The organism is Pseudomonas sp. Y3 TE3536, assembly GCF_053629175.1.
The window spans coordinates 5,451,621-5,470,796 of sequence record NZ_JBRJHU010000001.1 but is presented as its reverse complement, the minus strand read 5'-3'; the positions used below and the strand labels follow the sequence as shown (position 1 = coordinate 5,470,796).

The window sequence follows — 19,176 nt, the reverse complement described above, 5'->3', positions numbered from 1 at the left end:
ACAGCAAAGACAGTGCCCGGGAAATGATTCCCTTCAGTAGTTCTGCGAGTTATGTACGCCAATTCATATGAATAGCCTGGCCCTCTAAACACAGGTTGAGCAGGCTCGAAACATGCAAACAACGTCACTATTACCCAATGATAAGCAACCCTCGCTCCAGATGTTCAGGGCCCCCCCATTGCGGGCTTATGCGCCCTATGGTTATCACGTGGGCAGGGGCGGCCCACGCTTAGCGTTTGTTGGAGAACCGAATGCGCTACTGCCAAAGGGTTATCTGATTGGCAACGGCAAGCGTGCCTATGGTACAGGGCTGATGCGCTTTTACAGCCCGGATGCTTTTAGCCCTTTCGGCCGAGGTGGGCTCAATGCCTATGCGTACTGCTTGGGGGATCCTATCAACAATGTCGACCGTGACGGCCATTCCGCTACGCGCATACTCGGCCAGGGGACAGGCTTGGTATGGGGAACTGTGGGTATGTTGTCTGCGTTGAATAAAGCCTCGAAAACTATCGTCAGAAGATCGGTTGCCAAGGCCCAAGGGAGGCCTGTGCCACCGGAATACGATGCATCGAGCCGCACTAACAATGCATTGATATTCAATGGAGGGTTGGTGAGTACGTTGACAAAAGTCCCTGGCGTTGCGATGGCCTATGCATTTCCAATGGGTTCGATAGCGAGTGAGGCATCCACGCTAGTCGGCATAGGGGCTGCATCCGTGGCAGGTGTGGGCAAGTTGAGACAGTTGCACACCGATTTAAAGTCGACGATTCAAGAGGCCACGGCGAACAGGCTCCCACTGCCTGAGCTGTTCTGGGAGTCACTGAAAGAAGCTGCTGGCTGGAATCGCATGCGTGGTCAAGAGTCGGCAATCCTTAGCCCCATGCCAGAGAAGGTCCTGTTGGTACAAATCAAAACAGTGAGGGGCGGCGCTCGATCTCCTAGGCGCTGAAGATCTCACCCCGTACCCCTGGCGGCCCGCATGCAATCCCTCATGCCCAGTTCCACCCTGTGGAACCACATTCGATTGTGCTCCCCCCATCACTCGCGTTTATCTGTCAGCCAACACGACCTGCCTTCCCCGTCGTGATCTCAACGCGAACAACAAGAACGGGAATTACCCGCGCAAGGAGATTCCGCATGTCTCGACATCAACACATCCTGGCCTGGCTCAATGACGTGGCCAGCGACCTGCACGGCATCCGTCACGACATCCATGCACACCCGGAACTGGGTTTTGAAGAAAGCCGCACCTCGGCGCTGGTCGCTCGGCTGCTGCAAGCCTGGGGCTACGAGGTTCACACCGGTATCGGCAAGACCGGCGTGGTGGGGGTGCTGCGCAACGGCAGCAGCCCACGCAAGCTGGGGCTGCGCGCCGACATGGACGCGCTGCCGATCCATGAGGCCACCGGCGCGGCCTACAGCAGCCGGCACCAAGGCTGCATGCACGCCTGCGGCCATGACGGCCACACCACCATGCTGCTGGGCGCTGCGCGTTACCTGGCGGCGACCCGGCAGTTCGATGGCACGCTGACGCTGATCTTCCAACCCGCCGAAGAGGGCCAGGGCGGCGCCGAGGCGATGCTCGCCGACGGTTTGCTGGAGCGCTTCCCCTGTGATGCCCTGTTCGGCATGCACAACATGCCGGGGCTGCCGGCAGGGCACCTGGGCTTTCGCGAGGGACCGATGATGGCCTCGCAGGATTTGCTCAGCGTAACCCTTGAAGGCGTCGGCGGGCATGGCTCGATGCCGCACCTGACCGTCGACCCGCTGGTGGCAGCGGCCAGTGTGGTGATGGCGTTGCAGACGGTGGTGGCGCGCAATATCGATGCCCAGGAAGCCGCGGTGGTTACTGTGGGGGCACTGCAGGCGGGCGAGGCGGCCAACGTGATTCCGCAGCAGGCAGTGCTGCGCCTCAGCCTGCGGGCGTTGAATGCCGAAGTGCGGGCGCAGACCCTGGCGCGGGTACGCGCGATCATCGTTAGCCAAGCCGAGAGTTTTGGCTGCAGCGCCAGCATCGAACACCGGCCGGCGTACCCGGTACTGGTCAACCATGCCGCAGAGAACGCCTTCGCCCAACAAGTGGGCGTGGAACTGCTCGGTGCCGACGCGGTGGACGGCAACACCCGCAAATTGATGGGCAGCGAGGACTTCGCCTGGATGCTGCAACGTTGCCCAGGCGCCTACCTGTTCATCGGCAATGGCCTGTCGCGGCCGATGGTGCACAACCCGGCCTATGACTTCAACGACGACATCCTGCTGACCGGCGCCGCCTATTGGGGCGCGCTTGCCGAGCGCTGGCTCGAGCCCGCCTGACCTTTCTTTGACGACTGCCGCTGGAACCTGGGCGCGGCTGTGCCTGGGTCATCACCCAACAGATGAATGGAGTGTTCCCTATGCAGACTTCGAGCACAGGCGTGTCGCGTACCCGGCAAGTGGTCGCTGCCGTCATCGGCAATGCGCTGGAGTGGTATGACTTTATCGTGTACGGCTTTCTGGCGAGCATCATCGCCCGGCAGTTCTTCCCCTCCGACGACGAATACGCCTCGCTGCTGATGGCCCTGGCCACCTTCGGCGTGGGCTTTTTCATGCGCCCGGTGGGCGGCGTGCTGCTGGGCATGTACGCCGACCGCAAAGGCCGCAAGGCGGCCATGCAGATGATCATCCGCCTGATGACCGTGTCCATCGCCATGATCGCCTTTGCGCCCAACTACCTCGCCATCGGTATGGGCGCACCGTTGCTGGTCGTGGTGGCGCGCATGCTCCAGGGCTTCGCTACAGGGGGCGAATACGCCAGCGCAACGGCGTTTCTGGTAGAAAGCGCACCCGCCCATCGCAAAGGCCTGTATGGCTCCTGGCAACTGGTGGGGCAGTGCCTGGCGGTGTTCTCGGGGGCGGCGATGGTGGCGTTGGTGACGCACCTGTGCACGCCAGAGGCGCTAGACAGCTGGGGCTGGCGAATCCCGTTCGTGCTTGGCCTGCTGATTGGCCCGGTGGGGCTGTGGATTCGCAAGCACATGGAAGAACCCGAAGAGTTCCTCGAGGCGCGTAAACAGGCCAAGGGCCAGGCGCCGGGCCTGTGGCAGGTACTGCGTGAACACCGCCGCAGCCTGCTGGTGTCGATGGGCCTGGCGTGTGGCGCCACGGTATCGTTCTACGTGGTGCTGGTGAACATGCCGACCTTCGCCCACAAGAACCTCGGGTTGCCGCTGGACCAGGTATTGCTGGTGCAGATGCTTGCGGTGGGGCTGATGACCGTGGTCATCCCGCTGGCGGGGGCCTTGTCTGACCGGCTGGGCCGGCGCCCGGTACTGATGGCCTTCACCCTGGCCTTCTTCGTGATGGTCTATCCGCTGTACGTGTGGGTGGCGGCGGCGCCATCGATCGAGCGCCTGCTGGTGATGCAGCTGCTGCTGTGCACCGCCATCGGCGGGTTCTTTGGCCCGGCGCCGACTGCCCTGGCCGAGCAGTTCCCGGTCGAGGTGCGTTCGACCGGGGTATCGGTGGCCTACAACGTGGCGGTGATGGTGTTCGGCGGCTTTGCGCCGCTGATCGTTACCTGGCTGAGCAAAGCCCTGAACACGCCGGTGGCGCCGTCGTTCTATGTACTGTTCGCTTGCCTGCTGACGCTGTTGGGCACCTACTGCCTGAAAGAAGCGCCGCGTGCGGGTAAAGCTGTCGCGTTCAACCTTGGAGTGAAACCGTGAAGCCGCTAGCCATCGACCCAATCGTAGCGCTGGATGCCGAGGCGTTGTCCCGCGCAATTCATGCCCGCCAAGTATCGTGCCGTGAGGTGATGCTGGCGTACCTCGCCCATCTCGAGCGTTTCAACCCGCAGGTCAATGCGCTGGTGTCGCTGCGTTCGGCCGAGGCGCTGCTGGCCGAAGCCGATGAGCGCGACGGTGAGCTGGCGCGGGGGCAGTCAAGGGGCTGGATGCATGGCATGCCACAGGCAATCAAAGACCTGGCTGCCACGGCCGGGCTGCGCACCACCCTGGGCTCGCCGCTGTTCGCCGAGCAGGTGCCCGAGTACGATGCGGTCAGCGTGGCGCGGGTCAGGGCCAGTGGGGCGATCATCGTCGGCAAGAGCAACGTGCCGGAGTTCGGCCTGGGCTCGCAAAGCTACAACACCCTGTTTGGCACCACACTCAATGCCTACGACCCAAGCCGGGTGGCCGGTGGCAGCAGTGGCGGGGCCGCGGCGGCCTTGGCCCTGCGATTGCTGCCGGTGGCCGATGGCAGCGACATGATGGGCTCGCTGCGCAACCCGGCGGCGTTCAACAATGTGTTCGGCCTGCGCCCGTCCCAGGGGCGGGTGCCGCATGGGCCGGCGCCGGAGGTGTTCCTGCAGCAACTGGCCACTGAAGGGCCGATGGGGCGCAGCGTGGCCGATGTCGCGCGGCTGTTGACGACCCAGGCAGGCTTCGATGCACGGGTGCCGTTGTCGCTGAGTGGCGGCAAGGTTGATTTCGCTGAAGGGTTGCAGCGCGACTTCAAGGGCGCGCGGCTGGGCTGGCTGGGCGATTATGACGGCTACCTGCCGATGGAAGACGGGGTGCTGAGCCTGTGCGAGTCGGCCCTGGCGGATTTTGCCGAGCTGGGTTGCCAGGTCGAGGCCTGCCAGCCAGCCTTTGACTTGGCGCGCCTCTGGCAATGCTGGCTGACCCACCGCCACTTCCTGGTGCACGGCACCCTCGGCGCGGCCTATGCCGACCCCGGCAAGCGCGCCCTGCTCAAGCCTGAGGCGCAGTGGGAAGTCGAGGGCGGTTTGCACCTGAGTGCGGCGCAGGTGTACCAGGCTTCGATAGACCGCAGTGCGTGGTACCAGGCCCTCGGCAGGTTGTTCGAACGTTACGATTTCCTGCTGTTGCCTTCGGCCCAAGTGTTCCCTTTCGATGCACAGCAGGCGTGGCCGAAGGCAGTCGCAGGGCGAACGATGGACACGTATCACCGCTGGATGGAGGTGGTAATCGGGCCGACCCTGGCAGGGCTGCCGAGCATCAGTGTACCGGTGGGGTTCAGTGCCATGGGGTTGCCGATGGGCCTGCAAATCATTGGCCCAGCCCAGGCGGACCACGCGGTGTTGCAACTGGCCCATGCCCATGAGCAACTGACCCGCTGGGTCGAACGGCGGCCGCCGCCGTGCTTGCAACTTCCGTAAAGGCCCTGGGCAGGCGCGGTTCTTGCTGTGCATGATGACCAACCCGCCAAGTGACAGGGAGGTCAGACACATGGGCAACATGACAGACAGTGGTGGCGTACGCTCGGTGGAGCGGGCGCTGGCCATCGTCGACTTGCTGGGCGAACACCAGGCATTGGGGCTTGAAGAACTGCATTACCTGACGGCGCTGCCCAAGGCCACGGTCTCGCGCATGCTCGCCACCTTGCAGGAGCAGGGGTGGGTTTACCGGGGCTTGAGCGACCGGCGCTATCGACTGTGTGCTCGGCGCCTGTTCGGCGACCGCCAACTGCGCTTCAAGCGGCGCCTGGTGGAGCAGGCGGCGCCTTGGCTGCTTGAGCTGAGTGAACGCACCGGGCTGGTGGCAGACCTGTCGTGCTTCGATGGCGAGCGGCTGGAGGTGATGGAAAGCGCCATCCCTCAGGTGTTGCGCAAGCGCTACCCGAACAACTGCCAGATCGTCGGCCACCATGCCAGCCTGTTCCATTCGGCGATGGGGCGCGCGTGCCTGGGGGAGCTGGACGGCGACGAAGTGCAGCGCTTGGCCAGCCATCAACGGTTGGGTGATGACAGCCTGTTGCGCGATATCGAGGAGGATGCGCACAAGGGCTTTGGCCAGCGTACCGAGGGGCATTGGGAATACCCGGTGCGGTTGCCATTTCTGATCCGGGCGATCGCCTTGCCGGTCCGGGTCGAGGGGCAACTGGCGGGCAGCATCGCCTTGCATTGGCCGGTGGACCAGGCGCCTGTGGAGCGGGTGTTGAGCCTGCACCTGGACCGATTGGCGGCGACAGTGGGCCAGGTGCAGCATGCGCTAGAGGCTTGAAGAAACCTGTACTGGCCTCTTCGCGGGCAAGCCCGCTCCCACAGGGTGGAGACTCGCTGAATTAGCAGGGAGCCTGTGGGAGCGGGCTTGCCCGCGAAGGGGCCAACGCGGCCTCGCGAAACCCGCTCGGGCTCACCCCCGAGTGCTTGCGAAAAAACCGGCTGAAATACCCCACATCGACAAACCCCAGGTCATGGGCAATCTCTTTCACGCTGAGGCTTGAATGCCCCAGCGCCCGTTTGGCCTCCAGCACCAACCGGGCATTGATGACATTCATCGGGGTCATGCCCAGGTGTTCCTGGCACAGCCGCCCCAGCGTGGCCAACGTCAGCCCGAGTTCAGCGGCATAAGCCCCCAACGACCAACGCTCGCGAAAGTGCATGTCCACCAGTTCGCGAAACCCGGTCAGTTGCTGGCTGCGCCTGGACGGTGGGCGACGCCCGTTACCACTGGCCTGTGGTTCGTGGCGCAGCACCTGGATCAGCAGCGTCAGCAACAATGACATGCTGCTGGCCACATGCTCGCGAGCGCGGTTGTGGTATTCCTCGTGCAGGGCACGGCACAACGGCAGCAGAGGGTCTTCGTCGGCTTCCCAGCGGGGCAGGGCGATCACCTGGGGTTTGCGGAGCGTTGCCAGCAGGTTCGGCGCCAGTACCTGGGTGATGCTTTCCAGCGGGTGCTGCGCCGCCGTGATCACCTGGCCCTCGACCGCACCGGCCCAGTGGAAGCCATGCACCACCTGCGCCGGCACGTACACCACGCAGGGCGCCTGGGCCTGAATGCGGTCACTGTCGAATAGCACTTCACCGCCGCCGCGTTGCAGGTACAGCAACTGCAGCAGGCCCTCGTGACGGTGCGCGGCGATCTCCCAGTTGTGGGCACCGGAGCGTTTGGAGATCGACTCCACATGCAGCGACTCGTGCCACACCGGCTGTGCAGTCTCACCGTACAGGGCGTAATTGGGGATCTTGTTCATGGTGTTGTAATTGTTTTGATCGGTACCCGGCTACTGTGCCACAGCCGCTGAACAGGTTCAGGGGCGGTGCAGCAAATTGTCGGGAATGTGGGGCTGGTTGCAGGTTTTGTCCATTCTGCCCGGGTGCCTGTCAGCCCTAGGCTGTTCGCCAGATGAAGCGACACTCTGGAGAGCAGCATGCATAACAACAAGATTAGCGCTCACTGGCTGGGCCTGGATTCAGCCGTTTGTGTAGTGACCGGCGCGGCCGGCGGCATTGGCGCGGCACTGGCTGCCGCGTTGGTCGAACAGCAAGCCCATGTGGTGTTGCTGGACCGCGACCTGGGCAAGTGCCGTGAGCTGGCGGCCAGCTTGGGCGAGCACAGTGTCGGCGAGGTCAGCGCGCTGGGGTGCGACATCGCCGACCCCGATAGCGTAAGCCAGGCCGCCGCACAGGTGCAGGCGCTGCACGGCCGCTGCGATGTACTGATCAACAACGCCAGTGTGCTGCGCCCGGGTTCGCTCGACGTGCTGACCCTGGAGCAATGGAACCAGGTGTTGGCGGTCAACCTCAGCGGCTACCTGCTGTGTTCGCAGGCCTTCGGCAGCTTGATGCTTGCCCGAGGCCAGGGGCGCATCGTGCATGTAGCGTCGATCGCGGCCCATTACCCTCAACCCAACAGTGGTGCCTACAGCGCGGCCAAGGCCGGGGTCAGCATGCTGTCCCGGCAGATTGCCGTGGAGTGGGGGCCGCGCGGGGTACGCAGCAACGCGGTGTGCCCGGGGTTGATCCGTACGCCGCTGTCGGCGGCGTTTTACGCGGACCCGCACATCGAACGCCAGCGCAGCGCCATGACCGCCAACCAGCGCATCGGCGAGCCGCAGGACATCGCCGAGGCGGTGCTGTTTCTTGCCAGCCCGCGTGCCGACTACATCAACGGCGCCGAGCTGACGGTCGATGGTGGGCTGGAGAGCATGCCCATGGCGTTGATCCCGCGCCCCGGTTTCGAGGGCGTACGCGCATGAACACACGCACCTGCGATGTACTGGTGGTGGGGGCGGGGGCCGGCGGCCTGGCGACGGCGATCACTGCGAAAAAACACGGCCTGGATGTGGTCGTCATCGAAAAGGACGACTGCTTCGGCGGCACCACGGCGTTCTCCGGTGGGGTGCTGTGGGTGCCGGGCAACCGGCATGGGATGAACGACAGCGATGAGGCGGCGCTGACCTACCTGCGCAACGAAACCGGCGACTGTTTCGACGAAGTGGCGGTCAAGGCGTTTCTGCGTCACGGGCCAGACATGGTCGAGTTCTTCGAGCGCGAGACCGCCGTCAAATTCGTCCCCACGCTGTACCCCGACTATCACCCACACGTGGAAGGTGGCGTCGATGTCGGGCGCTCGATACTGGCAGCGCCCTACGACATTCGCGGCCTTGGGCCCGACATGGCACGCCTGCGGCCACCGCTCAAGACCATCACCTTCATCGGCATGATGTTCAATTCGTCGAATGCCGACCTCAAGCACTTCTTCAATGCCACCCGCTCGCTGACGTCGTTCGTGTATGTGGCCAAGCGCTTGCTGACCCACCTCAAGGAGTTGGCGCTGTACCGGCGCGGCACCCAGGTGACCAGCGGCAATGCCCTGGCGGCGCGGCTGGTGAAGTCTGCGCTGGACCTGGGCATTCCGATTTTGACCGGGACCCCGGCCAGGCACCTGTTGTGTGAAGGCAATCGGGTCACTGGCGTGTTGGCGAAACAAGGCGACAGCGAACTGCGCATCGAGGCGCGGCGCGGCGTGGTGCTGGCCTGTGGTGGGTTTTCCCATGACGTGCAACGGTTGAAGCAGGCCTACCCGCATGTGCGTCGGGGTGGCGAGCACTTTTCGCCGGTGCCAGCAGGCAACACGGGTGATGGTGCGCGCATGGCTGAAACGATGGGCGCCAAGGTCGATATCCGCCTGCAAGCGGCGGCGGCGTGGATGCCGGTGTCCAAGGTGCCGATGGGGGCAGGGCGATTTGTCGCGTTCCCCCATTTGCTCGACCGTTACAAGCCCGGTGTGATCGGCGTGCTGCGCTCGGGCAGGCGCTTTACCAACGAATCCAATTCCTACCACGACGTGGGTGCGGCCTTGATCGAGGCGTGTGCAGAGCAACCGGAAACCGCCATGTGGCTGGTCTGTGACCGACGCACCCTGGCCAAGTACGGCCTGGGTTTCGCCAAGCCTTCGCCGATGCCGCTGGGGCCACTGTTGCGTAACGGCTACTTGCTCAAGGGCAGCAGCCTCACCGAGCTGGCGCGCAAGGCCGGGATCGATGTCGCCGGGCTGGAGCAGGCCGTACGTGAGTACAACCTGGGCGCCGTTCAGGGTGAGGACCGCCAGTTTGGGCGAGGTACCACGCGTTTCAACCGCTACCTGGCCGACCCGCAGCACACGCCCAACCCGTGCGTGGCGCCAGTGGCCGAGGGGCCTTACTTTGCCGTGAAGGTGATCATGGGTGACCTGGGCACCTTCGACGGCATCCGCACCAGCGTGGTCGGCGAAGTGCTGGGCGCCGATCAGCAGGCCATCGACGGCCTGTACGCCGTCGGCAACGACCGCGCCAGCATCATGGGCGGCAATTACCCCGGTGCGGGCATCACCCTGGGGCCAATCATGACCTTTGGCTACATCACCGGGCGCCACCTGGCGGGCGTCGAACAAGGCCTGGCGACAGCGGGCAACGCGCGGGAGGTTGCATGATGGACAAGCCTGTCGTCGATCACAGGGTCTACACCATCCGGCCACGTGGCATGGCGGCCTTTCTCGAAGCCTTCGACCAGTTGGCGATGCCGATTCTGCTGCGCCATCTCGGTGCGCCGCTGGCGTTTTACACCAGCAGCATCGGCCCGCTCAACCAGGTGGTGCACTTGTGGGGCTATGACAGCCTCGATGACTTCGAAAAACGCAGCGCCGCGCGGGACGCTGACCCGGACTTCGCAGCCTACCTGCAGGCCACCCGCGATCTGGTCGTGGCCCAAGAGACCCGGATCATCCGGCCTGTGCGGCTGCCCAGCCTCGTTCACCGGTAATGCTGCCTGGGCCGCATGGCGGCCCACTGCCGATGCACCTTCATAAAAACAACAACAGGTGATACCCCATGAACAACGCCATTGATGTGCGCCAACTGATCGACCAGCAACCCATCGGCCGCTACCAGAAATGGGTAGTCTTCCTGGGCTTTCTGATCATCGCCCTGGATGGGCTGGACGTCGCCCTCATCGGTTTCATCGCACCGCAATTGAAAAACGATTGGGGCCTGGGCGCGCAAAGCCTGGGCCCCGTGTTGAGCGCGGCCCTTATCGGCCTGGCGCTCGGGGCATTGATCGCCGGCCCCTTGGCCGACCGCTATGGGCGCAAGGCGGTCTTGCTGGGCAGTGTCCTGCTGTTTGGTGTGTGGACCTTGGCCTCGGCATTCTCGCCCGACCTCGAGACCCTTGTTGCTCTGCGTTTTCTGACCGGCCTGGGCTTGGGCGCTGCCATGCCCAACGCCAGCACCCTGGTCAGTGAATACGCGCCGGCGCGCAGCCGCTCGCTGCTGATCACCCTGGCCTTCTGTGGTTTCTCACTGGGTGCGGCGGCAGGCGGCTTTGTCAGTGCCTGGATGATCCCCAACCTGGGCTGGCGCAGCGTGCTGGTGCTGGGCGGCGTGCTGCCGCTGCTGACAGTGCCGTTGCTGTGCTGGCGGTTGCCCGAGTCGGTCACCTTCCTGGTCAGCAAGGGTGCTGACAAACGTCGCATCCAAGCCATCGTCAGCCGTCTGGCACCGGAGCGTGTCAACGCCGACAGCACCTTCATCGTACCGGCCAGCGCGCCCAGCAGTGGTGGGGCGATTGCGACCATTCTCTCGCCGCGCTACCGCTTTGGCACCTTGATGCTTTGGGCTGGCTACGTGCTGGCGCTGTTTCTGGTTTACTTGTTCAGCGGCTGGTTGCCCACCTTGGTCAAGGAGGGGGGCGGCTTCTCGGTAGCCGAAGCGGCCATCGTCACCGCCTGTTTCCAGATCGGCGGGCCGCTGGGGGCGATCTCGGTGGGCTGGGCCATGGACCGCTACAACCCGCAACGGGTACTGATGCTGACCTTCTTGTTCAGCGGTGCAGTGATCTTCGCCATTGGCCAGGTGGCTGGGGATTTTGCCTGGCTGTGCGCGATTGCCTGGGCCGTGGGCTTTGGCCTCAATGGCGCAAGTGTGGGCATGAATGCTTTGGCGGCGGCATTCTACCCCACCGAAGCGCGGGCGACCGGTGCCAGCTGGATGAGCGGCATCGGCCGCGTCGGCGCGATTCTCAGTGCGTTTGCCGGCGCCCAGATGCTGGCCATGGGCTGGAGCTTTGCACAGGTGTTCGCGTCGTTGCTGATCCCGGCGGTATTGGCTGCGCTGGCGGTGTTGTTGCAAGGGCGCCATGCCGGTTCAGGCCGGCGCGCCGCCCGGCAAGCGGTGTAAATGTCGCTGGAACATAAACACCTGCAGGCCTTCGTTCAGTTTTCGCGGCTGTACATCCTGCATTCAGCCAGCAACGCCAGCAGGTTCGGCTCTCGTTCCCGCGCCTTCAAAAACACCACGCCAATGTGCTGTTGCAGGCGATAGCGTGGTTGCAGGGCAATCAACTTCACCCGGTTCTCGTAGACCGCAGCGATTCGCCCTGGCAGCAGGGCAAAGCCAACGCCGGAGCTGACCATGCTCAGCAGGGTGAAGATATCGTTCACCTGCATGGCCACCTTCGGCTCGAACCCTGCCTGCTCGAATACCCGCGCACCATCACGGTGGGTGGCAAAGCCTTGGGTCAGGGTGATGAAGGTGGAGTCGGCGAGGTCGGCCAGGTCCACCTCGGCGTGCTCGGCAAAGGGCGAGTCGGTGGGGACGGCAAGGAAGATGTCGTCGGAGAACAGCGGCAATTGCTCGCAGGCGGGGTCGCTGACGCTTTCGTCCAGCGACACCAGGATGGCCTCCAGTTCGTGGTTTTTCAGGCGTTGCAGCAGGTCGACGTTCGAGCCCAGGGTCAGGTCGATATTGAGCGCGCTGCGGCGCAGTTTCAGGCCCATGACCAGCTTTGGCACGGTCTTTACCGTTAGTGAGTACAGGGCGCCCAAGCGGAAACGTTCGGCATAGAACCCCGCAGCCTCACGGGTCTGGCGGACCATCTGCTCGGCGTCCTGGATCAGCTGGCGGGCTTTTTTCTCCAGCACGTAGGCGCTTTCCAGCGGGATCAGTTGCCGGCCTTCGTGCTTGAACAGGGGGCAACGCAAGGCGCTTTCCAGCGAGTGGATGGCGCGGTGCACGCTGACGGCACTGGTGGACAGCTCGGCGGCGGCGCGGCCGAGGTTGCCACTGCGCATGAAGGCGAGGAAGGTTTCCAGCTTTTTGAGGGTCAGTTCTTCGTCGATGAGCATGGGCGGCCTGATGGGTGGGGCAGCGGTTGAAGGTTAGAGCGTTGAGGTGTAGGGGTTGAGTGTTGTGGCGATTGTGAGATCGAGCGCCGCCTGCGCGGCGCTTCGCAGCACAAGGCTGCTCCTACAATTTTTCGGGCCAATTATTCCTGAGGCGGTCGCGCGCAAATATCACAGGCCTCACTGGCCCGAAACAGATGTAGGAGCAGCCTTGTGCTGCGAAGCGCCGCGCGGGCGGCGCTCGATCTCACAGGCGCCATAAACCTCAAGGCATGCACCAGCGCATCCAGCACACCTCACCCCATCGATTCAATCAACGCCCACAACCGCGCATCATCAAAGTCCTCGATCACCAGCCCAGCCCCCGCGTCCATCAGGCGTTCGGCAGTCTGTGTAGTCGCAACCCCAACCGTAAAGATCCCCGCACCACTGGCAGCCTTGACCCCGGGCAACGAGTCCTCGAAGGCCAGCGCCTGCCCGGCCTCGGCCCCGAGCCGCTGTAGCCCGGTGAGGTAGGGCAGCGGGTCCGGCTTGGCTCGCTCAAGCTCCTCGGCCACCAACACATGCTCGAAGCGGGCCCTCAGCCCCATGGCCTGCAACATGTGCTCGGCATTGAGCCGGGGGGCGTTGGTCACCACGCACATCCCCAGGCCACAGGCCTGGCCGTGCTCCAGCAAGCGCAACAGGCCGGGCATGGGCGCGAGCGACGGCGCCAGCGAGCGGAATAACGCCTCTTTGCGATCCGCCAGGGCCAGGCATTGCTGCGGGCTGGCATCGGCAAACAACTCGGCGAACAGTTCGCCGTTGGCACGGCCACTGACCTGTGCATCGAACTGGGCCTGGCTCAGTTCACGTCCGTCATGCTCGCGCAGCAACTGGCGGAAAGCCTGCAGGTGCAGGGTATCGGTGTCGGTGAGGGTTCCGTCGAGGTCGAACAGCAGGGCAGTCAGCATCAGGTATCCAGGTATGAAAAAACACAAGCCCGACGATCATAACCAAAGCGGACGACGAAGGGGGCTGTTCAGTGTGTTACGAAAAGAGTACAAATGTACTCCATGGACAATCTGACCCCCAAACGCCGCGCCATTCTCGAATTTATTCGTGAGCGCATTGCTGACCACGGCCAGCCACCGAGCCTTGCCGACATCGCCACGCGCTTCGGCTTCGCCTCGCGCAGCGTCGCGCGCAAACACATCACCGCCCTGTGCCAGGCCGGCCATATCGACGTCACGCCGAACCAGGCGCGAGGCATTCGCCTGGCTCAGCCGCTGCGCCGCCCGGAAATCCTCGAAGTGCCGGTGCTGGGCCAGGTCGCGGCAGGTGCCCCGATCGGCCCGGACCTCGACATCCACGAGCAGTTGCTGCTCGACCCCAGCCTGTTCCGGCGCACACCCGATTACCTGTTGAAAGTGCGCGGCGACTCGATGGTCGATGACGGCATCTTCGACGGTGACCTGGTCGGTATTCGGCAACAGGGCGAGGCCCGTGACGGGCAGGTCGTGGTCGCCCGCCTGGACGGCGAGGTGACCATCAAGCGCTTGCAGCGTCAGCCTGGCGGTTACCGGCTGTTGCCGCGCAACCCGGCCTATGCGCCGATCGATGTGGGCCCTGAGCAGGAATTCTTCATTGAAGGCGTGTTCTGCGGCCTGCTGAGGCGCGACTGATGGGCGCGGTGGTCGATCTCGACAGGCTGCTCGACCAGCGTCAGGTCTGGCGCGGGCGGCAGGTTCAGGCCCGGCCCCTGGGGTTGCAGCCGACCGGGCATGCCGCGCTCGACCAATGCCTGCCCGAGGGCGGCTGGCCGGCCGCGGCGCTCAGCGAACTGTTGCTGGCTAGCCCAGGGTGCGGTGAGCTGCAACTGCTGTGGCCCTCACTGGCGCGCCTGACTGCAGAAGGTGGCCGCGTGGTGCTGGTCGCGCCGCCGTTCATTCCCTATGCCCCGGCCTGGCAGGCAGCGGGTGTGGATCTACGCTGGCTGGCCCAGGTTAGCGCCACGCCTGCCGACGCACTGTGGGCGGCTGAGCAATGCCTGCGCTCAGGCAGTTGCGCCGCTGTGTTGTGCTGGCCAGAGCGCGCCGATGACCGGGCACTGCGGCGCCTGCAGGTGGCCGCCGAGACCGGCCAGGCGCTGGCGTTCGCCTGTCGCCCACAGCAGGCGGCACACAACCCGTCGCCGGCCGCTCTGCGTATTGCCATCGACACTCGGCCGGCACAGTGGCGTGTGCTCAAGAGCCGGGGCGGCATGCCGCCAGCGCTGCCCATCGCGCTGCCCGGCTGAGGCTGATGCACCATGCTCTGGGCCTGCATTCTGCTGCCACAGCTGGCGCTGGACACCGTTCTGCGCGAGCGTGACGACCCTGAAACGCCCCTGGTAGTGATTGGCGGCCCGACGCAGCGCCGTGTGCTACAGGCGGTCAACCCCGCTGCCGCAGCCCTCGGCCTGCGTGCCGGGCAAACCTTGACCACGGCGCGTGCCTTGGCCGATGGCTTCACCTGCGTAGAGGCCGATGACAAACGCATCGAGCAGTTGCAACAGTTGCTGGCAGCCTGGGCCTATCGCTTCAGCGCCCAGGTGAGCCTGCATTACCCAAGGGCTTTGTTGTTGGAGGTCGGCTCCAGCCTGCAGCTGTTTGGCCCCTGGCCGTTGTTCGAGGCACGCCTGCGCCAGGAGCTCAGCGCGTTGGGCTTGCGGCAGCGCATCGTGCTGGCCAGCAACCCGGTGGCGGCTCGCATGCTCGCCAACGGCCACGATGGCCTGGCGGTAACCTGTGCCGACGCCACCCGCGCCGTACTGGCACAGATGCCCATCGACCGTGTCGGCTTGCCGCTGGAGGCCGCCGAGGCCTTTGCCCGCATGGGGTTGCGCCAGTTGGGCCAGGTGCTGGCCTTGCCGCGCGACGCCCTGGCCAAGCGCTTTTCTGCGCAGGTCCAGTTGCACCTGGACCAACTGCTCGGCCTGCGCACCCTGGGGCTGGGCTTCTACCAGCCGCCGGACCGCTTCGAGTCGCGCCTGGAGCTGAACTTCGACGTGGAGTCGCACCAGGCGTTGCTGTTCCCGCTGCGCAGAATGCTCAACGACCTCGGCGCGTTCCTGGCTGGGCGCGATTGTGGCGTGCAGCGTTTTTGCCTGCACCTGGAGCATGCCGAAGGGCCGGACACGTTGCTCAAGGTTGGCCTGCTGGCGGCCGAACGTGACCCTGCCATGCTCTTCGAACTGGCAAAAGGGCGCCTGGAGCCGCTGCAAATCCCCGCCCCGGTACGCAACTTGCGCTTGGTCGCCGATGACCTGCCACCCTTCGTGCCCCAGCACCAGGCGCTGTTCGACCCCCGCGCCCAGCAGGCGCAGCCCTGGGAGCAGTTGCGTGAACGCTTGCGGGCACGGTTGGGCGACGAGGCCGTCAAGGGGCTGAGCGCCGAGGCCGATCACCGCCCCGAATGTGCCTGGCAAGCGGCGGAGCAGGGCGCACAAGGCAGCCTGCCGGTGTTGCCGGGTAGCCGCCCCGGCTGGCTTTTGCCGGCGCCCGTGGCGCTGGAGGCAGCCGGCCACCGTGTGCTGGGGCATGCCGAGCGCATCGAGTCGGGCTGGTGGGACGGGGGCGACGTGCGCCGTGACTACTACCGCATCGAAACCCGCGACGGCCTGCGCGGCTGGGCCTACCGCGACCTCAGCCAGCCAGGCCCTTTGTGGTTGCAAGGCTGGTTTGCATGAGCCGGTTCGGGTATGCCGAATTGCACTGCCTGTCGAACTTCAGCTTCCAGCGGGGTGCGTCGAGTGCCGCTGAGTTGTTCAAGCGTGCGCGCGAACAGGGCTATGACGCCCTGGCGATCACCGATGAGTGCACCTTGGCCGGTATCGTCCGCGCCTGGCAGGCCGCCAAGGCGCACCAGCTGCGGCTGATTATCGGCAGCGAAGTCCGCCTGCAGGATGGCCCGAAACTGGTGCTGCTGGCGGAAAACCTCACCGGCTACCAGAGCCTGTGCGCGCTGATTACCCGTGCGCGACGGCGGGCGGAAAAGGGCGACTACCAACTGTTCAGCGAGGACCTGCGCGAGCATCATCAAGGCTTGCTGGCGCTGTGGGTTGCCGAGGATGCCGACGACCCTGAACCCGGTGAGGGTTTGCGCACGCTGTTCGCCGAGCGGCTGTGGCTGGCCGTGCACCTGCACCGTGGCAGTGATGACGAGGTGCGGCTTGGCAAACTGCGCCAGCTGGCGAGCAAGGTCGGTATCCGCGCAGTGGCCTGCGGTGACGTGCACATGCATGCACGCGGTCGCCGTGCCCTGCAGGATTGCATGACCGCCATCCGCCAGCATTGCCAGGTGGCCGAAGCGGGTCGCTACCTGTACGCCAATGGCGAGCGTCACCTGCGCAGCCCTGAGCAGTTGCAGGAACTGTACCCGGCCGACCTGCTGGCCGAGACCCTGGTCATCGCCGAGCGCTGCCGTTTCGACTTGAGCGAGCTGAAGTACCAGTACCCGCGTGAATTGGTGCCAGACAGCCACACCCCGGCGAGCTGGCTGCGCGAGCTGTGCGAGCGCGGCTTGCCGATGCGCTGGCCGGGGGGGCCGAGCGACAAGGTGCGCGAGGTGCTGGCAAAGGAGCTGGCGCTGATCGAGGAACTGGCCTACGAAAGCTATTTTTTGACCGTGCACGATATCGTCGCCTTTGCCCGCAGCCAGCATATCCTCTGCCAGGGCCGAGGCTCGGCCGCCAACTCGGTGGTGTGTTTCGTGCTGGGGATCACCGAACTCGACCCCATGGAGCACCGTTTGCTGTTCGAGCGCTTTCTGTCACGCGAACGCAATGAGCCGCCGGACATCGACGTGGACTTCGAGCACGACCGCCGCGAAGAGGTGATCCAGTATGTGTTGCGGCGCTATGGCCGGCACCGGGCCGCACTCACCGCCGTGGTCAACACCTACCATGCTGCCGGTGCGGTGCGTGATGTGGCGCGGGTACTGGGGCTGCCGGCCGACCAGGTGGATGCGCTGGCCAAGTGCTGTGGCCGCTGGAGTGATCGCATCCCCGATGCGCAACGCCTGGCCGAGGCCGGTTTCGAGGCCAGCAGCCCGTCGCTGCGGCGGGTGCTGGTTCTGGCCGGTGAGCTGATCGGTTTTCCCCGGCACCTGTCGCAACACCCTGGCGGGTTCGTCATCTCGCAGCAGCCGCTGGATCAACTGGTGCCAGTGGAAAACGCCGCCATGCAAGACCGCACCGTGATCCAGTGGGACAAGGACGACCTGGACATGGTCGGTTTGCTCAAGGTCGATGTGCTGGCGCTGGGCATGCTCAGTGCCTTGCGCCGTTGCTTCGACCTGCTGCAGCGCCACCGGGGCCGGCAATTGACGCTGGCAAGCATCCCGGGGGAGGACCCGGCCACCTATGCGATGATCAGCCGAGCCGAAACCATGGGCGTGTTCCAGATCGAGTCTCGGGCGCAGATGGCCATGTTGCCACGGCTCAAGCCCGTCACGTTCTACGATCTGGTCATCGAGGTGGCCATCGTGCGCCCCGGGCCGATTCAGGGTGACATGGTCCACCCGTATTTGCGCCGGCGCCTGAAGCAGGAGCCCGTGACGTACCCCTCGCCTAAATTGCAGGAAGTGTTCGAGCGCACCCTGGGTGTGCCGTTGTTTCAGGAACAGGTGATGGAGCTGGCGATGGTGGCTGCCGACTACAGCCCGGGCGAGGCCGACCAGCTACGCCGCAGCATGGCGGCCTGGAAGCGCCACGGCGGGCTGGAGCCGCACCGCGAACGGCTGATTCAAGGCATGTTGCGCAATGGTTACGAACGGTCGTTTGCCGAGCGTATCTTCGAGCAGATCAAGGGGTTTGGCAGCTATGGCTTCCCCGAGTCCCACGCGGCCAGTTTCGCCTTGCTGTGTTACGCGAGCAGTTGGCTCAAATGCCATGAGCCGGCCATTTTCACCTGCGCGCTGGTCAACAGTTGGCCGATGGGCTTTTACAGCCCCGACCAGTTGCTGCAGGACGCCCGTCGCCAAGGCGTCGAGGTGCGGCCGGTGGATGTGTTTCACAGCGAATGGGATTGCACGCTTGAACCGGTGGGTGAACAGGCGCTGGCCATACGCTTAGGGCTGCGGCAGGTCCGTGGTTTTGCCGAAGCTGACGCCCGGCGTCTGGAGCAGGCGAGGGCGCAACGGCCTTGGCGCGATGTTGAAGACTTGTGCCTGCGTGCAGGGCTCGACCACCGCGCCCGTGCCCGCCTGGCTGACGCCGGGGCCCTGAGGGCTTTGGCACGTGACCGTCATCAGGCGCGTTGGCAGGTGGCGGCGGTGCAGCCACAGTTGCCCTTGTTCGCCGAGGTCGAAGCGTTGCCCGAGGCCGTGGTAGCGCTGCCTGCACCGACTGTCGGCGAGGACCTGGTTGCCGACTACCAGACCCTGGGCACCACGCTTGGGCCCCACCCGTTGCGGCTGCTGCGCCCTCGTTTGCGAGCGTTGGGTTGCCGCAGTTCGCACGAGCTGTCAGCTGTCGAGCATGGCGACAACATTGCCGTGGCCGGGCTGGTGGTAGGCAGGCAACGCCCACAGACGGCCAGTGGGGTGACGTTCGTGACGCTGGAGGATGAGTACGGCATGGTCAACGTGGTGGTCTGGCGTGACTTGGCCGAGCGGCAGAGGCGGGCGTTGGTGGGGTCGCAATTGCTCAAGGTGAGCGGGCGGCTGGAGCAGGAGAACGGGGTGCGTCACCTGATTGCAAAACGGCTGGAGGATATCAGCCCCTTGCTGCAGGGGCTGGATGTGCGCAGCCGCGATTTTCATTAGCCTGCCA

General features: G+C 64.8%; 16 protein-coding genes. 13 read left to right on the top strand and 3 right to left on the bottom strand.

Annotated elements, in window-relative coordinates; all coding sequences use genetic code 11:
* Positions 1-112: 112 nt before the first annotated feature.
* The 5 genes from AB7M33_RS24475 to AB7M33_RS24455 all read left to right on the top strand — a co-directional run bounded on the left by AB7M33_RS24475 (position 113) and on the right by AB7M33_RS24455 (position 6,002).
* Entirely contained in the window at positions 113-949 is an 837-nt protein-coding gene (locus AB7M33_RS24475) for an RHS repeat-associated core domain-containing protein (RefSeq protein ID WP_454243857.1), read from the top strand.
* 188 nt (positions 950-1,137) lie between these two features.
* Complete coding sequence (locus AB7M33_RS24470) at positions 1,138-2,313, top strand: M20 aminoacylase family protein (protein ID WP_454243856.1); 1,176 nt, start codon at positions 1,138-1,140, stop codon at positions 2,311-2,313.
* Positions 2,314-2,393: 80 nt separating this feature from the next.
* On the top strand, positions 2,394-3,704 hold the full coding sequence (locus AB7M33_RS24465; protein WP_454243855.1) for a citrate-proton symporter: 1,311 nt from the start codon (positions 2,394-2,396) through the stop codon (positions 3,702-3,704).
* A complete protein-coding gene (locus tag AB7M33_RS24460) occupies positions 3,701-5,158 on the top strand; it encodes an amidase (protein WP_454243854.1) in 1,458 nt (485 codons plus the stop codon). Before AB7M33_RS24465 ends, AB7M33_RS24460 begins: the two co-directional genes overlap by 4 nt.
* Positions 5,159-5,228: 70 nt before the next feature.
* Positions 5,229-6,002 carry an IclR family transcriptional regulator gene (locus AB7M33_RS24455; RefSeq protein WP_238213640.1) on the top strand — a complete coding sequence of 258 codons (774 nt, stop codon included), beginning with the start codon at positions 5,229-5,231 and terminating at the stop codon, positions 6,000-6,002.
* 61 nt (positions 6,003-6,063) lie between these two features.
* Here the strand turns inward: AB7M33_RS24455 and AB7M33_RS24450 are convergent, their stop codons facing one another.
* A complete protein-coding gene (locus tag AB7M33_RS24450; RefSeq protein ID WP_454243853.1) occupies positions 6,064-6,978 on the bottom strand; it encodes a helix-turn-helix domain-containing protein in 915 nt (304 codons plus the stop codon).
* A 177-nt stretch (positions 6,979-7,155) separates the two neighbouring features.
* Here AB7M33_RS24450 and AB7M33_RS24445 point away from each other — a divergent pair, with 177 nt between their 5' ends.
* The 4 genes from AB7M33_RS24445 to AB7M33_RS24430 all read left to right on the top strand — a co-directional run bounded on the left by AB7M33_RS24445 (position 7,156) and on the right by AB7M33_RS24430 (position 11,439).
* Positions 7,156-7,983 carry an SDR family NAD(P)-dependent oxidoreductase gene (locus tag AB7M33_RS24445; RefSeq protein ID WP_238213644.1) on the top strand — a complete coding sequence of 276 codons (828 nt, stop codon included), beginning with the start codon at positions 7,156-7,158 and terminating at the stop codon, positions 7,981-7,983.
* Positions 7,980-9,698 (top strand): FAD-dependent oxidoreductase, encoded by a 1,719-nt coding sequence (locus AB7M33_RS24440; RefSeq protein ID WP_454243852.1) that lies wholly within the window; start codon positions 7,980-7,982, stop codon positions 9,696-9,698. Before AB7M33_RS24445 ends, AB7M33_RS24440 begins: the two co-directional genes overlap by 4 nt.
* Entirely contained in the window at positions 9,698-10,027 is a 330-nt protein-coding gene (locus AB7M33_RS24435; protein ID WP_186678116.1) for an NIPSNAP family protein, read from the top strand. The genes AB7M33_RS24440 and AB7M33_RS24435 overlap by 1 nt, the downstream gene beginning before the upstream one ends.
* Positions 10,028-10,095: 68 nt before the next feature.
* On the top strand, positions 10,096-11,439 hold the full coding sequence (locus AB7M33_RS24430; protein ID WP_454243851.1) for an MFS transporter: 1,344 nt from the start codon (positions 10,096-10,098) through the stop codon (positions 11,437-11,439).
* Between the two features lie 35 nt (positions 11,440-11,474).
* Here AB7M33_RS24430 and AB7M33_RS24425 read toward each other — a convergent pair whose 3' ends face one another.
* Both AB7M33_RS24425 and AB7M33_RS24420 read right to left on the bottom strand, forming a co-directional pair.
* Entirely contained in the window at positions 11,475-12,386 is a 912-nt protein-coding gene (locus AB7M33_RS24425) for a LysR family transcriptional regulator (protein WP_027593440.1), read from the bottom strand.
* Positions 12,387-12,679: 293 nt separating this feature from the next.
* Entirely contained in the window at positions 12,680-13,336 is a 657-nt protein-coding gene (locus tag AB7M33_RS24420; RefSeq protein WP_454243850.1) for an HAD family hydrolase, read from the bottom strand.
* A gap of 93 nt (positions 13,337-13,429) precedes the next feature.
* Between AB7M33_RS24420 and lexA the strand changes: the two genes are divergently transcribed.
* From lexA to AB7M33_RS24400, 4 genes are read left to right on the top strand one after another with little or no spacing between them, the layout of a single operon-like run.
* On the top strand, positions 13,430-14,047 hold the full coding sequence (gene lexA, locus AB7M33_RS24415) for a transcriptional repressor LexA (protein ID WP_085272942.1): 618 nt from the start codon (positions 13,430-13,432) through the stop codon (positions 14,045-14,047).
* A complete protein-coding gene (gene imuA / locus AB7M33_RS24410; protein ID WP_454243849.1) occupies positions 14,047-14,661 on the top strand; it encodes a translesion DNA synthesis-associated protein ImuA in 615 nt (204 codons plus the stop codon). The genes lexA and imuA overlap by 1 nt, the downstream gene beginning before the upstream one ends.
* 12 nt (positions 14,662-14,673) lie before the next feature.
* On the top strand, positions 14,674-16,092 hold the full coding sequence (locus AB7M33_RS24405; RefSeq protein ID WP_085272941.1) for a Y-family DNA polymerase: 1,419 nt from the start codon (positions 14,674-14,676) through the stop codon (positions 16,090-16,092).
* Positions 16,089-19,169 carry an error-prone DNA polymerase gene (locus AB7M33_RS24400; protein WP_454243848.1) on the top strand — a complete coding sequence of 1,027 codons (3,081 nt, stop codon included), beginning with the start codon at positions 16,089-16,091 and terminating at the stop codon, positions 19,167-19,169. The genes AB7M33_RS24405 and AB7M33_RS24400 overlap by 4 nt, the downstream gene beginning before the upstream one ends.
* Positions 19,170-19,176: the final 7 nt, after the last annotated feature.

Coding starts and splice junctions, on each gene's coding strand:
- AB7M33_RS24475 (WP_454243857.1), top strand. CDS start 113: ATGCAAACAACGTCACTATTACCCAATGATAAGCAACCCTCGCTCCAG.
- AB7M33_RS24470 (WP_454243856.1), top strand. CDS start 1,138: ATGTCTCGACATCAACACATCCTGGCCTGGCTCAATGACGTGGCCAGC.
- AB7M33_RS24465 (WP_454243855.1), top strand. CDS start 2,394: ATGCAGACTTCGAGCACAGGCGTGTCGCGTACCCGGCAAGTGGTCGCT.
- AB7M33_RS24455 (WP_238213640.1), top strand. CDS start 5,229: ATGGGCAACATGACAGACAGTGGTGGCGTACGCTCGGTGGAGCGGGCG.
- AB7M33_RS24450 (WP_454243853.1), bottom strand. CDS start 6,978: ATGAACAAGATCCCCAATTACGCCCTGTACGGTGAGACTGCACAGCCG.
- AB7M33_RS24445 (WP_238213644.1), top strand. CDS start 7,156: ATGCATAACAACAAGATTAGCGCTCACTGGCTGGGCCTGGATTCAGCC.
- AB7M33_RS24440 (WP_454243852.1), top strand. CDS start 7,980: ATGAACACACGCACCTGCGATGTACTGGTGGTGGGGGCGGGGGCCGGC.
- AB7M33_RS24435 (WP_186678116.1), top strand. CDS start 9,698: ATGGACAAGCCTGTCGTCGATCACAGGGTCTACACCATCCGGCCACGT.
- AB7M33_RS24430 (WP_454243851.1), top strand. CDS start 10,096: ATGAACAACGCCATTGATGTGCGCCAACTGATCGACCAGCAACCCATC.
- AB7M33_RS24425 (WP_027593440.1), bottom strand. CDS start 12,386: ATGCTCATCGACGAAGAACTGACCCTCAAAAAGCTGGAAACCTTCCTC.
- AB7M33_RS24420 (WP_454243850.1), bottom strand. CDS start 13,336: ATGCTGACTGCCCTGCTGTTCGACCTCGACGGAACCCTCACCGACACC.
- lexA (WP_085272942.1), top strand. CDS start 13,430: ATGTACTCCATGGACAATCTGACCCCCAAACGCCGCGCCATTCTCGAA.
- imuA (WP_454243849.1), top strand. CDS start 14,047: ATGGGCGCGGTGGTCGATCTCGACAGGCTGCTCGACCAGCGTCAGGTC.
- AB7M33_RS24405 (WP_085272941.1), top strand. CDS start 14,674: ATGCTCTGGGCCTGCATTCTGCTGCCACAGCTGGCGCTGGACACCGTT.
- AB7M33_RS24400 (WP_454243848.1), top strand. CDS start 16,089: ATGAGCCGGTTCGGGTATGCCGAATTGCACTGCCTGTCGAACTTCAGC.